At 37.1% G+C, this 16,280-nt stretch carries 13 protein-coding genes and 1 pseudogene; 1 reads left to right on the forward strand and 13 read right to left on the reverse strand.

The window, feature by feature from the left end; genetic code table 11:
- Nucleotides 1-295: 295 nt before the first annotated feature.
- From G7057_RS01660 to G7057_RS01700, 9 genes and pseudogenes are all read right to left on the reverse strand, one after another.
- Nucleotides 296-1,276, reverse strand: coding sequence for an ABC transporter substrate-binding protein (locus G7057_RS01660; protein WP_166160793.1), 981 nt, complete (start codon nucleotides 1,274-1,276; stop codon nucleotides 296-298).
- 395 nt (nucleotides 1,277-1,671) lie between these two features.
- The gene (locus G7057_RS01665; protein ID WP_166160795.1) at nucleotides 1,672-2,184 is read right to left on the reverse strand and encodes a biotin transporter BioY; all 513 of its coding nucleotides are present in this window, start codon (nucleotides 2,182-2,184) and stop codon (nucleotides 1,672-1,674) included.
- Entirely contained in the window at nucleotides 2,165-3,166 is a 1,002-nt protein-coding gene (locus G7057_RS01670; protein ID WP_166160797.1) for a biotin--[acetyl-CoA-carboxylase] ligase, read from the reverse strand. Before G7057_RS01670 ends, G7057_RS01665 begins: the two co-directional genes overlap by 20 nt.
- Nucleotides 3,167-3,289: 123 nt before the next feature.
- Nucleotides 3,290-4,033, reverse strand: a complete 744-nt coding sequence (locus G7057_RS01675; RefSeq protein ID WP_166160799.1) for a 3D domain-containing protein — start codon at nucleotides 4,031-4,033, stop codon at nucleotides 3,290-3,292.
- 378 nt (nucleotides 4,034-4,411) lie between these two features.
- On the reverse strand, nucleotides 4,412-4,615 hold the full coding sequence (locus tag G7057_RS01680) for a heavy-metal-associated domain-containing protein (protein WP_076765242.1): 204 nt from the start codon (nucleotides 4,613-4,615) through the stop codon (nucleotides 4,412-4,414).
- Between the two features lie 20 nt (nucleotides 4,616-4,635).
- A complete protein-coding gene (locus tag G7057_RS01685; protein ID WP_166160801.1) occupies nucleotides 4,636-7,080 on the reverse strand; it encodes a heavy metal translocating P-type ATPase in 2,445 nt (814 codons plus the stop codon).
- Between the two features lie 16 nt (nucleotides 7,081-7,096).
- Nucleotides 7,097-7,528, reverse strand: a complete 432-nt coding sequence (locus G7057_RS01690; RefSeq protein WP_166160803.1) for a CopY/TcrY family copper transport repressor — start codon at nucleotides 7,526-7,528, stop codon at nucleotides 7,097-7,099.
- 116 nt (nucleotides 7,529-7,644) lie between these two features.
- Nucleotides 7,645-8,195: pseudogene (locus G7057_RS01695) on the reverse strand (FAD-linked oxidase C-terminal domain-containing protein).
- 111 nt (nucleotides 8,196-8,306) lie between these two features.
- Nucleotides 8,307-9,101, reverse strand: a complete 795-nt coding sequence (locus G7057_RS01700; protein ID WP_166160805.1) for a Cof-type HAD-IIB family hydrolase — start codon at nucleotides 9,099-9,101, stop codon at nucleotides 8,307-8,309.
- Nucleotides 9,102-9,329: 228 nt separating this feature from the next.
- Here G7057_RS01700 and G7057_RS01705 point away from each other — a divergent pair, with 228 nt between their 5' ends.
- Nucleotides 9,330-10,541, forward strand: a complete 1,212-nt coding sequence (locus tag G7057_RS01705; protein WP_166160807.1) for an AbgT family transporter — start codon at nucleotides 9,330-9,332, stop codon at nucleotides 10,539-10,541.
- A 165-nt stretch (nucleotides 10,542-10,706) separates the two neighbouring features.
- Here G7057_RS01705 and G7057_RS01710 read toward each other — a convergent pair whose 3' ends face one another.
- From G7057_RS01710 to G7057_RS01725, 4 genes are all read right to left on the reverse strand, one after another.
- Nucleotides 10,707-11,378 (reverse strand): deoxynucleoside kinase, encoded by a 672-nt coding sequence (locus tag G7057_RS01710; RefSeq protein ID WP_166160809.1) that lies wholly within the window; start codon nucleotides 11,376-11,378, stop codon nucleotides 10,707-10,709.
- A gap of 132 nt (nucleotides 11,379-11,510) precedes the next feature.
- Nucleotides 11,511-13,337 (reverse strand): ABC transporter substrate-binding protein, encoded by a 1,827-nt coding sequence (locus G7057_RS01715; RefSeq protein ID WP_166160837.1) that lies wholly within the window; start codon nucleotides 13,335-13,337, stop codon nucleotides 11,511-11,513.
- 26 nt (nucleotides 13,338-13,363) lie between these two features.
- The gene (locus tag G7057_RS01720) at nucleotides 13,364-14,815 is read right to left on the reverse strand and encodes an ABC transporter permease (protein WP_166160839.1); all 1,452 of its coding nucleotides are present in this window, start codon (nucleotides 14,813-14,815) and stop codon (nucleotides 13,364-13,366) included.
- Between the two features lie 12 nt (nucleotides 14,816-14,827).
- Entirely contained in the window at nucleotides 14,828-16,270 is a 1,443-nt protein-coding gene (locus G7057_RS01725) for an ABC transporter permease (protein WP_076765226.1), read from the reverse strand.
- Between the last annotated feature and the right edge of the window lie 10 nt (nucleotides 16,271-16,280).

Here is a 16,280-nt window from a genome sequence, read left to right on the forward strand (position 1 = left end):
TTATAAATGAAGTGTCTGAAAAAATGAACAAAAACGACTAATAAGAAAAGCGGACAAGTCCGCCTTGGCCTATGAAAAAATAGGAAATTTGACCCTGAATTGTCAGGAGACTTCACGCTTCAGCGGGTTAGCCGAATGATATGCGTTAGCGAGCAGCGAAGCGCGCAATGGGGCAAATTTATCTTTTTTTCACTAGGTCAGGACTTGGGAGCTAGACATTGATGGCTGAACTTATAATCCCCTAGTCTATAAGAAAAACCGTGTAGCTACTTTCTGCTACACGGCATTATTTTTATTATTCAGGTACAGTGATTGAAGCCGGGTCAATACCCAAGGCCTCTGCCATTTCCTCATTTACGACCAATTCTAAATTTTTAGAAGACTGTACTGCCATATCAGCAGTTGTCGCTCCATTTTCTAGAATGTCTAGTGCCATCTCACCAGTTTGGCGACCTAATTCGTAGTAATCAATTCCGTAAGTTGCTAGACCACCATCTAACACTTGGTCTGCTGCTGCTGCAACAACCGGTAGCTTATAATTTTTTGCTACTTGTGCTACGGTTGCCATTGTACTTGCCAGCGTATTATCTGTCGGAATATAAACACCATCAACATCTTGAGCCAGAGACTCCATAGCTTGTTGTACATCATTAGTTGAAGATACAGTTAAAACAACCACATTTTGATCATTTTCTTCAAGAATTGCTTTCGCTTGATCAGCTTGAATAACAGAATTTGGCTCACTAGAATTGTAGATGATACCGATATTCTCAGCATCTTCTGCAACAGATAATAGTAATTTGACTTGCTCCTCAATCGGACCTGCATCCGTTGTACCTGTAATATTTGCACCTGGTTTTTCTAAGCTAGCAACAAGTCCTGCGTCCACTGGATCAGTGACTGCCGTGAATAAAATTGGTGTGTCTTTTTCTATATTGGCTAGTGATTGAACAGCTGGTGTTGCAATCGCTAAAATCAAATCATTATCCCCTGCTAAACGTTCAGACATGGTTTGAAGATTGGCTTGGTCACCTTGTGCATTTTGATAGTCTAATGTCAGGTTCTCACCTTCTACATAACCTGCTTCTTCTAATACATCGACAAAGCCTTGGCGTGATGCGTTTAATGATTCATGATCCATTAGTTGTAAAATACCAATAGCAAGTTCCTTGTTAGCACCATCGTTCGCTGCATTTTCATCTGATCCGCCACAAGCTGCAAGCAAGACGCCTGCTCCTAATGTCAAACCTATTCTCTTCATCCATTGTTTCATCATCTCTATATTCCTCCCAGAATGTTGTGAGTATCTCTTATGAAATAAAACCAAAAAACCCATTCAGATTTTAAATCATCTGAATGGGTTCATAAATCTCTATTAGTAACCAATAAAATCAGTTTTACTAACACCACTCAGATTTTCATCTATGTGGCATTTGCTCATGCAAAGTAACTCTAGCCTCATAGATACAAACGTTGTTTGCCACGTTTGCATCCATGAATTCATGTCTACAAACGTTACCTAAAGAAGCTAAAGTAAAAGCTATGCAATTGATTAAGTGATTTTATTTTGATTTTCATAGAAATTCCTCACATCTTTTATTTAGTAATGCCATCATACTGGAGTTATCATGAGAAGTCAATGATAAAATTAAAACTAAATGAGCAAAAAACCTAATGTTTGATAATTTTTCTTAATCGATTGGCTAAAACTACCGCTAATACAGCCTTTATGCCATCTCCCGGTAAAAACAATAACACACCGCTTATTAATAATTGGCTAAAAGATAAACCAAGCTCTAAGAAGACATTCAATATAATTGCCATATATGGTGTTCCGATGACGTAAATAAGCCCGGTAGCTAGTATAACTAAATAACGATCAGCCGTCACTTTCCCAGTCTTTTTTAAGTAAGAAATAACAGGGGCCACGATTATAAATGCAATTAAAAAACCAAAACTAGGACTTAGAAAAATTTGCCCTCCTCTTACTAGGACAGATAAAAGTAAATGTAATAGTTGTGCAAAAAAAGCGCTTTGTGGGTTTAACAATAGTGCCGTTAATAGAACAAATAAGGTCTGAAGAGTCACTGGAACAGGACCAATAGGAATGCTAATGAAGCTCCCAATAAAACTTAAGGCTGCCATTAAACTGATTTTTGATAAATCACGAGTATTTAGTTTCATAAAATCCTTCTCCTTCTCGCATTTGAATGCTAATTTCTCCATATGATAATATCTTATGACTACCATCTTCTAGGCGAACAACTAATCCACCATCATTGTCTATCTCTTCCGCAACCGCTCTAACTTGTTCTTGTTTTTGCTTAAACGTAATTGTTTTGCCTAAAACAAAGCACCTTTTCCGATAGTCCTCTAAAAAAGTTCTGCTATTAATGTTCTGATAAATCGCTAAGAAGTTATTAATGATGCTGACAGTCAAATCATTACGATTAATTGTGCCACTTGAGTGATTGCTTAATCCACCAACTTTATTTTTTAAGTCATCAGGTAATTGCTCTCTATCCACTGAAATATTAATGCCAATACCTAAAATAATGGACTCAACTGACTGAGTTTCGAAATTCATTATCCCTTCCGTTAAAATACCGCAAATTTTTCGTCCATTTAGGAAAATATCATTAACCCACTTAATTTTAGGGCTTAACGAGGTCATCTCCTCAATAGACTGACAAACTGCTACTGCAGCAGCTGTCGTCAGCAGTGCCGCATCAACTTCTGAAGAAATATGCTGGAGGGCAAGACTCATATATAAGCCTGTTTTTTCAGGAGAATGAAAAAAGCGTCCGTGTCTCCCTCGCCCAGCTGTTTGTTCATCACTAACGACTAAAAAATTACCACTAAGTTGGGTCTCTAACAATCGCTTAGCTTCTGAATTAGTAGAATCAATACTAGCATATGCTATAACGGTCACATCATGGTCTAGTTTCGATTGAATCTGCTCTTGGTTTAATACATCTGATTGAGAAGATAGTCGATAACCGTTGTTGGTTCCAGACTCTATTAGGTAGCCTTCCGCTCGCAAACTTTGGATCGCCTTCCAAACTGACGTCCGACTCACACCTAGCTGTGTTGCAATCAGCTGTCCGGAATAGATTTTTTCTTTATTATGTTCAAGTAATGCTAGTACTTTATCTTTCGTTGACATCCTACCACCTCATTTTTCACTTATTTTATAGAATCGGTTACCCATTGTCAACTGTTTTTACAAAACAGGTTAACAATATACGCAAAAAAAGAGAGCAGATTAGCTCTCTTCTGTTATATTCTATTAAGGTAAAACTGTGATTGTCATTGTTTGGCGACCAAATGCCCAAGCAGCATTTAAATCAGTAATATGAACATCAATTCTGTTTCCAACGATTGCTGAACCAGTATCTCCAGCAATAAATGTGCCATATCCTGGAATAACTACTGTTGAACCTAATGGAATAACACTTGGGTCAACCGCAATAACGTTTGGTGTTTGACGTAAGTTAATGCCAGTATAAGTGTAGTCACTTAATGATGGTTGGTTTGTTGAGTAAGCTGTTGCTTCAACAGTTATTGTATAACCTTCTGAAGTTGCAGGTGCTGTTTCTTCAACGACTACTTCTTCAACAACTGGTGTTTCTACGACAGTTTCTACAACTGGCGTTTCTACTTCTACAATTTCTTCCTCATGGCTAACATCGTATGAACGTGTTTCTTCACCTTCTCCAACCGTTACAATTGCTTTGTCAGATGACAGAGAAATTTTGTTTCCTACAATGATCATATCCGCATTTGAAATGTTATTTACTTCTACTAGTGTATCTAATGAAATTTCTGTTGCTGCTGCGATAGCTGATAAAGTATCGCCCCATGTTACCATGTAGTTGCTACCATTTTCATCTTCTTGAATATCTTGTTTGATCTCCTCAACTGAACGTGCTGTCCAAGTAGCTGCACTTGCTTCAGTTGGGTTTGCGAATGCTAAAATACCTGAAAAAGCAATTGAAGCACCTGCTACGAATAATTTTCTTTTGATTGTCATGTTTATATTTCTTTCCTTTCTTAGAAACCGTGGCTGTTATTCAGCCTGCTATATACAAATTTCATCACCTTTTGTTCCTTTCAAAAAGGGATGTCTTTCAAAGCCAAAGTAATCCTAACACTTTTTTTTGCTATTATGGGCATTTACACCTTATTGTCAACATGCCTTAATGGTTTTGTATTAAGAAAGGGTGTTCATTACAAAACAAACTCAAATATTACATAGATTTCAAGAAACATTTGTTTTTGTAACATTAGAATTGTCATTATTTTCTAATTTTTATTGATAAGACAAGACTTCTTATGTTTTTTTTCCAAACAAAAGTTTGCACAAAAAAAGTCGACGTTTGAACGTCGACTTTTTTACACAATATTTACTTTATTTAACGACCGTAAACTTGGTTTCTGCTAATGCATTTGAGAATTCTAGCTCTTCAATTGGTCTAGAGCTATCAACTACTGCTTTTTTGGCTTCGCGATCAACTGTAACGTTTGTGACACCTTCAATTGATTCAAACCGTTCTTTAACAGTTGTTGCGCAACCCTCGCACTTCATACCATCAATTTTTATTTCTACTGCCATTATTTCTCTCCCCTTTCATTTTATTTCTTAGCTTTAAATCGTTTCAAACGCAATGCATTGAGTAATACTGAAACAGAGCTGAAGCTCATCGCCGCTCCAGCAATCATCGGATTAAGTAACGGGCCACCAAAAATATGTAATAACCCCATAGCAACTGGAATCCCTAACACATTATAGGCAAAGGCCCAGAATAAGTTTTCCTTGATATTTTTAATAGTTGCTCGGCTTAATTCAATTGCGGTTGGTACATCTGTTAAATCACTGTGCATCAGAACAATATCTGCTGACTCAATTGCAACATCCGTCCCACTTCCAATTGCCATACCAATATCTGCCTGTGCCAGAGCTGGGGCATCATTAATACCATCTCCGACCATCGCAACTTTTTTGCCTTCTTTTTGTAATTCACTGACATGGAAGGCTTTATCTTCTGGTAAAACATCGCTTAATACACGCTTGATACCGACTTCTCTTGCAATTGCTTCTGCTGTTTGTTTATTATCGCCTGTCATCATGACAACTTCAAGTCCCATTTGTTGTAAAGTTCGAACAGCCTCTTTGCTGTTCACTTTTAAAGTATCTGCAACAGCAACAATGCCTTGAATTTCATTATCTAACGCTAAATACATCGGTGTTTTTCCTTGTGAGGCTAGTTGATGAGCAGACGTCTCTAAGTGGCCTAACTCGATCTGGTTATCACTCATCAGTTTTAAGTTTCCGAGTAGAACTGTTTTTTCTTCTATAGAAACACTGATACCATGACCCGGAATTGCCTGAAAATGACTTGTTTTTTCTAAAGTTAGTTGACGGTTTAAGGCTTCCCTCACAATAGCTTCCCCTAAAGGATGTTCCGATCCAACTTCTGCTGATGCAGCGAGGCCTAATAAATCATTCTCTGATAAATCTGCTAAAGTGATGATATCCGTTACTTTGGGCTTACCTTCTGTGATTGTTCCCGTTTTATCGAGAACAACGGTTTGAATACTGTGTGTTGTTTCGAGTGCTTCACCACTTTTAATCAACACGCCATTCTCAGCACCCTTTCCTGTTCCAACCATAATCGCTGTTGGCGTTGCAAGCCCTAGTGCACATGGACAGGCAATAACTAATACAGAAATAGTAATGGTCAATGCAAAAACCCAAGATTCTTGGCCTAAGAAATACCAAGCTAAGCCAGATAAAATTGCTAATCCGATGACAATAGGAACAAATATTCCTGAAATTTTATCAGCCATTTTAGCAATGGGAGCTTTTGAACCTTGAGCATTTTCAACAAGCGTAATGATTTGAGATAGCACTGTGTCTTTTCCAACCTTAGTTGCTTCATAAGTGATGGTTCCATTTTGATTAATCGATGCCCCAATAACCTGATCGCCTACTTGCTTCTCAACAGGTAGACTTTCCCCAGTCAACATAGCTTCGTCAATAGACGTTCTTCCTTCTACAATCACACCGTCCACAGCGATTTTTTCTCCTGGTCTTACTACAAGCTGATCGCCTACTTCTACAGCATCTATTGGAATCTCAACTTCCTTACCTTCTCTCATAACTCGAGCTGTTTTAGGAGCTAATCCCATCAGCGTTTTTATAGCTTCAGATGTTTTACCTTTGGATACTGCTTCAAAATATTTTCCGAGTGTAATGAGAGTCAAGATAACAGCTGCCGACTCATAATAGAGTGCCATCGCAAAATCTGCTTCACCATTAAAAATACGAACAGTCGCATATACACTATAAAGAAAGGCAGCACTTGTTCCTAGTGAAACGAGAGAATCCATATTAGGATGTCCCTTAACAAGGGCCTTGAATCCTGATGTAAAGAATTTTTTACCGATTATCATAACAGGCAGAGTTAAAATAAATTGAATGACTGCGAATGCCGTAGCATGATGCATGGGATCAATCACACTTGGAATAGGTAACCCAATCATATGTCCCATTGAAATATAGAATAATGGAATGGTAAAGATGGCTGATAACCAAAATCGCCGCCACATTCCTTTAATATGTTCTTGTTTCTTTTCACGATCTTGATCAACCGTATCGATAACTTCCTTCGCTTGGTAACCTGATTCATGAACTGCATCCATAATCGCCTTTGTAGAAATACGATCAGCCGGATATTGAACTGATAATTTTTCTGTGGCTAAGTTAACAGAAGCATAGCCTTCTCCAACTAATTTCCCAACTGCCTTTTCTACGGTCTGGGCACAGCTAGCACAGGACATTCCTTCTATATCAAATACTTTAGTTGTCAGCGGTTCGATAGCTTTATAACCAGCTTCAGTTATCGCTCGCTCAATTTGGGTAAAATCAATAGCATGTTTTGAAGAAACAGTTAGTTTTTCAGTTGCTAAGTTAACAGAGGCTTGATCAACCCCTGCCACTTTAACTGCAGCTTTTTCTACTGCCTGAGCGCAACTCGCACAAGACATTCCTTCTATATTATAAGTCTCTTGTTTCATGGTCTCACTCCTTTTATTAACAGTGGCACTGGCCGGGTATACAGTTACAGGCAACAGAAGATGGCGCTGTCTGTCGTTTTTCTTGAATAATAGTAGCTAGTTTGTCTAAATCTGCTTGACTCAGTTGAGAGTCTTCCACCAAATTAGCTAATACATGTCCTACCTTTGTTGAACAAATATGATTAAGAACAGCTGAGGTCATTGACTGAATACTTTCTTCTTCAGTTTGGATTGCTGAGTAAAGATATTTATTACCTTCTTGTTCAGTAGAAACAACGCCTTTATCCACTAGACGTCCAATTAATGTTTTTATTGTTGCAGCTTTCCAACTCATTTTTTCCATTAATACATTGCTAATAAAACGACTCGTTACAGGTTGGTTTGTCCAAATCACTCGCATAATTTCCCACTCTGCATCAGATATTTTGCTTTCAATTGCTTGTTGCATCGTACGATTACCGCCTTTCGTTTACATTTGTAATCAACTCATATTTATAGTTTACATCCGTAAACGATTTTTGTCAACAAAAAAACCACTAACCTATTAGCTAGTGGTTTCTTGTCTTATAAAACTTTACCTGGATTTAACAGATGGTTAGGATCAAACACCGATTTGATATTCCTCATCAATTCAAGATTAACATCAGCTGTCATTTGATGGAAATAGTTTTTTTAATGACTCCAATCCCATGTTCTGAAGATGGTAATCCACCAAGTTCATGGATTTTTTGATAGATTTTTTTAAGAACAAAGTCACGTTTTTCTTCCCATACAGCCTGACTTTGGATATCACCTCTCGTAATACAAGTGTGTAAATTCCCGTCACCAGCATGGCCGAAACTAATTAGCTTCAAGCCGCTCTCTTCCTCTAATACTTTCGTATAGTTATAGAGGGTAGCGATATGATTAACTGGAACAACCTCATCCATTGTCACCTGTTCCGAATAACTCACAACAGATGTGAGCAATTGATCTCTTAAAAACCATGCTGTATGCTCTTGGCTAGGATCAGTCAGTGGTAATAATTCAATACAATGATGGTTTAAAACACTTTGTTCAAGCAATTTAACCCTTTGTTCAATCGATTCATTACTATCTCCATCTAATGTTATCAAGAGATAGGCTTATCCTTTTTGATTTGGAAAAGCTAATTTATTTTCTTTTTTACCTCATGCAATGGCTCCTCTTTATTTGCAAAATCTACCATAATATAGTCTCCCTTTTATCTAGTTTAAAAGTTCTTCTATTGTGTCTAACAAGCTTTCTGTTTCATTACTGCCAATTTCAGTTTTTGATACGGCCTTCACATCAGGATGGCCATTTGACATAACAAAGCTATGACCAACTTCTGTTAGCATTTCAATATCATTTGGGCTATCTCCAAAAGCAGCTGATTCTTCCTTTGTGATACCCCATTTTTCTTGAAGGATACGGATCCCACGCCCTTTATGCATACCTGGTTGAATCAAATCAACAAAACCAAAGCCACTCGCTACTGGGATTAAATCACCATTTAGTTCACCATGTAAATAATCTAGTACTTTAGGAACTTCTTCTTCTGGAAATGCTGTAGCAAATTTAAAAATATCATCGTTAATATTATCAAAGTTAGTAACTTGAACAAGGTTACGGAAATATTTTTGGAACATTTTATAGTAATCACTAGGAATATCGGTATGAACATAGGCACCATTTTTACCACATAAGATAAACGGCACGTTTCCATACTCTCTAAGTGTGTGTATCGCATGACTAACCACGTCCATCGAGATAAGAGCACTATCTAATTCTTTCCCATTTTCAATAATATAAGCACCATTTTCTGCGATAAAAGTCATTTGATCATGGTAGTCTTCTAAATAATATTTTAATTGGGGAAACTGATTACCGCTCGCACATACAAAGCGAACGTTTTTTTCTTTCATTTGAGTAAACAGTTTTGAAAACCGTTCTCTATTATATTCTTTTTCTGAATTTAAAAAGGTACCGTCCATATCTACTGCAATTAATTTTACTGCCATCTTTATACTCTCCCCTATTCCATTTCAAATCGTACCTATCTATTCTACCAATAATCGGCCTCATTTTACAGCCTTGCATGATATCCTTACATATTGTTCTTTCAACTTCAATAAATCACTTATCAGAATATTAGCTACATCCCAGATGAGAATGCTATTAGAAAATAACTTATTTTTTATCTTCAATATGTTGTTATGCTATGATATTTTCTATGCGTATTATCATGATTGATTGGTGATACACTGAAAAAACTAATCCGTTCTGTTCCTACTCGTTTGCTGACAGCAGTTGTTGTGTTAGCAGGTATTGTTTCTAATATTGCATCAGATGCTGGTTATGTGGTTGTTATCCCACTAGGTGCCATTGTATTTGCTGGTGCTGGACGCCATCCGATTGCTGGTTTGGCTGCTGCTTTCGCTGGAGTTTCTGGTGGATTTTCCGCTAACTTGATAATTGGACCGACAGATGCCCTTTTAACAGGAATTACGAATGCTGCTTTAGAAAGTGCTAATATTGATTACAGCATGTCTGTTACAGGTAACTGGTATTTTATGATTGCTTCTACAGTTATTTTAACGATTGTTGGTACATGGGTCACAACGAAAATTATTGAACCTCGTTTAGGTCAATATAATGGTGAGTATATGCCTGATGATGAGCCGTTAACTGAATTAGAAAATAAAGGTCTTCGCCGCGCCGGTATAGCATTACTTATTTTCATTGTCATTATGGCTGTCATGCTGATTCCTGAAAATGGTGCACTACGCGCATTGGATGAAGCAAGTGGACAAATGACAATGGACTATTTCTTAAGTAATGGCCTCATTTTCGCTATCTTTTTCCTATTTGCTATTCCAGGTCTTGTTTATGGTATGACAATTGGGAAAATTAAGAGCAGTCACGACTTCGTCGAGAGTATGACAGAATCAATGAAATCAATGGGATCTTATATTGTTTTGGCATTCTTTGCTGCTCAGTTTATTAATTACTTCTCATATACTAATTTAGGAACGATTCTATCTGTTGAAGGTGCTGAGTTTCTTGAGAACATCGGCTTTAAAGGATTACCTTTAATTATTTCATTTATTGTTCTAGCAGCATTTCTTGATTTATTTATGGGATCTGCTTCAGCTAAATGGGCAATTATGGCTCCTATCTTTGTGCCAATGATGTTCAACTTAGGATTAACACCTGAATTAACACAGATTGCCTATCGTATTGCTGACTCAGTTGTAAACATCATTACGCCACTGATGAGTTACTTCGCAATGATTTTAGTCTTTATGAAACGTTATGATAAACGCAGTGGATTAGGAACGTTGATTTCTACTATGTTACCTTATTCAATTGCTTTCTTTATTTCATGGGTTCTTTTACTAGTTATTTGGTACTTCACAAGTATTCCAATAGGACCAGACGCTTACATGCATTTTAGATAAAAAATAAACTTGGAAAAGTAGCTGATTATGGCTGCTTTTCCAAGTTTTTTATTGATTATTTATTAAAGTGTCGAATAGGTAATCAAACTGGCACCCACTCAGCATTTCTTGTTGCCAATTAAAAAATACCCAGACAATTATTAGCTGTCTGGGTATTTTTTCTCATTATTTTGCTGTGAAAGCAGCCATCGCTTCTGTCGAGCGTGCTTCAGCTAATGCATTTTCAATAATGTCTAATACGGCCTGTTTGTCTTCCATACGTTCAACAATATCGTATTGATCAATTGATAATTTAATTTTCGCACTGTAGTCATAATCTTGATACCATTGCTCATAGTTATCATAAAGTAAACGATAATAAGCAAGTAAATCTGGATTATCATCAATTTGCTCGAAATCGCGACCACGTTTTTTAATACGTTCTAAAATCATTTCAAATGAGCCATCCAAGTAAATTAACAAATCTGGCGCTTTTTTAGGAATACCATCTAGTTCTTCCATCATATTATCTAAGAGATCATTATAGATATCCATTTCTTCAACAGAAATGTTTCCTTGTAAATGATTCACCTTAGTAAACAAGGCATCTTCATAAATGGAACGGTCCAGAACATTATTATTGTCGCTTAGAGCGGCTTTAATGCTTCTAAAGCGTGCATTTAAAAAGAAGATTTGTAGGCTAAAAGCCCATTTTTCTTGGTTTTCATAAAATTTATCTAAAATTGGATTATGGTCAACACTCTCATAAAACGCTTGTGTCCCCATTTCTCTTGCTATGAATTCTGTATAGGTTGATTTACCTGCTCCAATCATACCTGCCAAAACGATCACACTCATCAGATCCCTTCCCTTTTGTTAAAATAACAACATTTAGTATTGTATCATTTCCAATAAGCAATATATAGTATTTTTTTATGATAATCCGAATAAAAAAGCTCTCAGAAAGGAGTCTTCTGAGAGCGTCAATTATTATTCTGCTGAATCTACATAGTTTTGGTAGAATTCTTCTACTTTAGCTGGATCAGCTACTAATTCATTTCCTGTTTCAACTAATGGACTAACAGTTGAGTAAGCTTTTAGTTTGTTACCAGCGTATGCTGCGTTAATTTCATCTTGGTTAATCGCATATAAAACTGCCTTACGCAAGTCAGCACTGTCAGAAACGTCACGGCCACTTGTATTAAATAACATATAAGCTACACCGTTACTTGGAATACTTTGAAGTGCTAGAGCTTCTTCGCCTTCTACGATATCATATTTCGTTTCATCCAATCCGTACAATAAGTGGATTTCACCAGAACGTAATGAAGATAGCGCACTATCTAAATCGGCAATAAAGCGAACAGTGACGTTAGCAATATTAGCTTCGTGCTCTGTTCCTGTCATGTAAGCTGGATTTTTTTGGAAAACAGCTTCGTAGTCATTCTTTTGAATCATCGTATATGGACCACTTGTATAAAGGTGGTTATCGTAAGTTGCGCCTTCTGTTACAGCACGTTGATCACCGTAAGCAATATCTGTATTCACATCGTAGCTTGCTACATCATACGTATTGATTGCTGTCACTTGTTTCTCAGAAACAATACCTGCTGATTGGTGAGCTAGGTAGTTTAATACTTGTGGGAAAGGCTCTGTTGTTGTCAACTTAAGCACTTGGTAACGACCTGCTGCATTATCCACTTGGTCTACTGCTTCAACTGCTTCAGTTAAACCAGCAGGTAAATCAGCTTCCAAAGCTTCAAGAATGGTTGCTGAACCATCAGATAGTTGAGCTGATTCTAATTCGCTTAAATCGGTTACCAATTCTACAGTATTAATATGTTCGTGCAATGAGTATGTACGGTGGTCAGGGACTGAATTTGCATCTTTAGCACGGTTTAGTGAGAAGATAACATCTTGTCCGCTAACTAATTCACCTGTATCGACAGCTTGATTGTTTTCTACTTTTGCAAAGTTAATATCATCTCTTAACACAAAGTAATAGTCTGAATTACCTTCAGCAATCGCATGGCTGTATGATAATGAACCGTCAGAAACAACCTTATCGTCATCTGTTAAGTTCACTAAACGCACATACATATTCGTATTTAATTGGTTGATTGAACCATCATTTCCTTTAATTGGGTCAAGTGATGTTAAGTTCCCCATTGTTTGCGTTAATAGCAACGTATCCGTGTCATTTAGGGACTCGTCAACAAAAGAAACTGGTTCCCAAGCAAATGCACGTGATTTCGATAGACGAATAGAATCTGCTTGTAAGACATTTTTATTAAAAGCTTGTGCTTTTAAAGACGTATACAAGGGAACGATATAAGCATTCTCCGTTACTAAAACATCTTCCAACTCTTTATAAGTTGATACATACTCTTCTGGTGTTTCAAGAGCTGCTTGATTAATTAAAGCATCGACATCAGGGTTTGACATAATACTATAGTCCCCACCTGTAATAAATAGTGAACGAACCGCATAGTCAGGGTTACCTGTTACTGTTGTCCAGCTCGAAATAGCTAGATCATAGTTACCTGCTTCTTTTTGAGCGGTAAAGCTCGCATAATCAGGTTGGGTATTTAATTTGACATCAAAGCCATTTTTAATCAGTTGATCACGAACAATGTTCATATCCGTTTCATTTGCACTTGTTCCTAAAATTTCAATCGTTGTTTTTTCGGCAACATCGACTGTTGCAGAACTGTCTGTATTACCAGATGTTTGATTCGCATCGCCTTCAGTTTGAACCGAGCAAGCTGCCAATACCATAGCAGCAGTTGCAATAAAAGGTAGTAATTTTTTCTTCATCTTTATTCTCCTCCGTTTGTTGTTTTTTAATTCAATTTAGGATCCGTTGCATCTCGCAAACCGTCCCCTAAAAAGTTGAATGATAATACTAGTAAAATAATCGCCAAGCCTGGATAGATAGCCAAGTAAGGGTTGGTTTCTAAATACTCACTACCAATTCTGAGGATATTCCCCCATTCTGGCACATGAGCTTCAACGCCTAGTCCTAAATAACTCAAACTACTTGTTGAAATAACCGCCGTTCCGATTGTTAGAGTGGAACGGATAATCATTGGCGCCATAGCATTTGGAATAATATGTTTACGGATAATAAACAGATTGCTTTGTCCCAGTGAACGAGCAGCCTCTACATATTCGTAATTAGCAACTTGCATCACGTTTGCCCGCATTGTTCTTGCATAAGATGGAATGGATCCTAAACTTAGTGCAATAATTAAGTTGGTCGTTGAAGCACCAAATGCTGCTACAATCGTAATCGCTAGTAACATTCCTGGTATAGCATAAAGCACATCTAACAATCGCATGATGATGCTATCTGTACGATTACCGTAAAAACCAGAAATAGCTCCTAGACTACCACCTAAGAAAAATGGTAGCAATGTCGATAGTAATCCGACAGAAAGTGAAATTTGTGAGCCAAAAATAATCCGCGAGAACACGTCTCTTCCATAATTATCTGTTCCAAACGGGTAAGCTAATGATGGTTTTTGCAAGATATTTTGGTAGTTATTTTGAACAGCAAAGGTTTGACTAAAGGTCCAATTGCTCGTGACTGCCATAGCAACTAAGAAAGTGATAAAGAACAGGCCTAGTAAAGCCGCATGGTTACGCGTTAACTTTTCTCGGACACTTGTTTGACGTCTTTCTCCAGATAAGTTTTGATCGAAACGCACCATCGAAACAACAACAAACAATGCTAATACATTTCCAGTTATAGTTGTTAGACCTAGTAGAACAAGCAAGGTATGTTTCAATGGTTTAGACCAGCTATACCATTGATCCCCCTTTATTAAAATAAAAAGGTGGAAAAGTAAGATGGCAACCAATCCATAGAGGGTTGGTAAAAACGTATTTGAAACAAAGGGTTTAAATAAATTTAAGCCACTTACCACAATCATAACAAGGTCAACCAACACCATATAAATACTATAAATATAGGCTGTCGTTATTACCTTTTTCACTAAGAACAAAGCTGATATGAAACTAAAGATATTTCCAGCTGCTAATCCTAGTATAAAGAGCACAGCTGAAAGGCTGATCAATCGATTTGGCTGCTCTAAATTAATCCGATTTCGTTTAATTAAAAAGACTAATAAACTATGTAGACTACTAACGACAATATTGACGGCAGCTGCCACTAATAAAATAGGTTGAAATGCTGTTATAGATAATAGTAGAAAGACAACAGCTAAAGCCCATGACAAGCCGTTATTAAATTGCATTTGATTTATAATCTGTGATACACGATAACTTCTCATTTTATCTCCCCCCTACTTCCCATATTGTCCATTTTGAATATTTGAGCGAATACGAGGGTCTAAGAAACTATAGAGCATATCAACAAACATATTAACGATGGAAAGGATGATAGCAATATAGATAACCCCGCCCATCACACTCGGTATATCTGGGATAAATTGCTTATCTACTATATAACTACCAACACCATTAATATTAAATACTTTTTCAGTTACCGATGAACCACCCAACATACCTCCAAATTGAAGACCAATGACGGTTACAATCGGAATTAAGGCATTAGGAACGGCATGACGTAAAATAATACGGCTACGTGACAAGCCTTTCGCTCTAGCTGTTAAGATATAGTCTTCATTAATCACTTCTAAAGTAGATGATCGAGTCATACGCGCAACGGATGCCATTAAGCCTGTTCCTAAAACAACTGCCGGCATAATCAATGACGCCATATTATTGACATTATAGGTAGCTGGCAACCAACCTAAGTTAATGGAAAATGTCAAAATAAAAATTAAGCCTTGCCAAAAACTTGGGATAGAAATACCAATCAGAGCGATAAACATAAATAAATGATCAAAGGTTGAATTAGCTTTAACGGCTGCATAAACACCTGCTGGTAGTGCGACTATGACTGATAGTGACAAGGCAAAGAGAGTTAATTCAAGCGTCACAGGGAATCGTCTGAGTAAGGACGTCACCACACGCTCATTACCTTGGTAGGCATTACCTAAATCAAAAGTGAAGACACCTTTTATCGTTCGACTTAATTGACTCCAATAAGAATCATTTAAGCCATGCATATTTCTGAAGTTTTCAATCTGATCAGGGGTTGCTTGATTTCCTAAAATATTAGTCGCGGGATCAGATGGTGAAAAATAAAGAAGTGTAAAAACAATAACAGTTACTCCAACAATAACAAAGAGCATCATGACCAAACGAGCTGCTAAATAATAGAGCGTTGGCTTTGATACAATACCTAAAAAGAGATACATCGGCCATGCTAGGATAATGGATAAAATAAAGAGTGGTGTATAAGCGAACGCATCAAGTGTTGCTTTTAAATAACTATACTCCTCAACTTGCTTATCCTCATAGTAAGCTGTTTTCCACTTTTCTTTTTCATTCTTGAGTTCTAATTGAAAACGACCTTCTACATCTTTTTCAATTTGAATTGGCGTTTTTTCAATGCTTAAGTATCGGTTCTTCTTTAACTCTTGCTGTTGAATTTTTTCTTTTAAGTCTTGCTTCCGTCCACTTGATTCAAAGGCTTCATCAATATCAGCTGATGATAAGTGATGCTTGGTCTTTTTACTCAAGAGGAATGTTATCCAGACAATTAGATGAAAGAACAGACCACTGATGACTAATGCGATTTTCCACGACTGTTTTTGGTAAGCTCTTGTGTAAAGATACTGGAGGTTATCCAGCCATTTACTTTTTCCTACTGCCTCCAACTACTCTCCT

The sequence above is a fragment of the Jeotgalibaca arthritidis genome (assembly GCF_011100465.1).
Lineage (GTDB): Bacteria > Bacillota > Bacilli > Lactobacillales > Aerococcaceae > Jeotgalibaca > Jeotgalibaca arthritidis.

What these genes read in the sequence shown, in the direction of transcription:
- G7057_RS01660 (WP_166160793.1), bottom strand. Translation starts at nt 1,276, where the DNA reads ATGATGAAACAATGGATGAAGAGAATAGGTTTGACATTAGGAGCAGGC.
- G7057_RS01665 (WP_166160795.1), bottom strand. Translation starts at nt 2,184, where the DNA reads ATGAAACTAAATACTCGTGATTTATCAAAAATCAGTTTAATGGCAGCC.
- G7057_RS01670 (WP_166160797.1), bottom strand. Translation starts at nt 3,166, where the DNA reads ATGTCAACGAAAGATAAAGTACTAGCATTACTTGAACATAATAAAGAA.
- G7057_RS01675 (WP_166160799.1), bottom strand. Translation starts at nt 4,033, where the DNA reads ATGACAATCAAAAGAAAATTATTCGTAGCAGGTGCTTCAATTGCTTTT.
- G7057_RS01680 (WP_076765242.1), bottom strand. Translation starts at nt 4,615, where the DNA reads ATGGCAGTAGAAATAAAAATTGATGGTATGAAGTGCGAGGGTTGCGCA.
- G7057_RS01685 (WP_166160801.1), bottom strand. Translation starts at nt 7,080, where the DNA reads ATGAAACAAGAGACTTATAATATAGAAGGAATGTCTTGTGCGAGTTGC.
- G7057_RS01690 (WP_166160803.1), bottom strand. Translation starts at nt 7,528, where the DNA reads ATGCAACAAGCAATTGAAAGCAAAATATCTGATGCAGAGTGGGAAATT.
- G7057_RS01700 (WP_166160805.1), bottom strand. Translation starts at nt 9,101, where the DNA reads ATGGCAGTAAAATTAATTGCAGTAGATATGGACGGTACCTTTTTAAAT.
- G7057_RS01710 (WP_166160809.1), bottom strand. Translation starts at nt 11,378, where the DNA reads ATGAGTGTGATCGTTTTGGCAGGTATGATTGGAGCAGGTAAATCAACC.
- G7057_RS01715 (WP_166160837.1), bottom strand. Translation starts at nt 13,337, where the DNA reads ATGAAGAAAAAATTACTACCTTTTATTGCAACTGCTGCTATGGTATTG.
- G7057_RS01720 (WP_166160839.1), bottom strand. Translation starts at nt 14,815, where the DNA reads ATGAGAAGTTATCGTGTATCACAGATTATAAATCAAATGCAATTTAAT.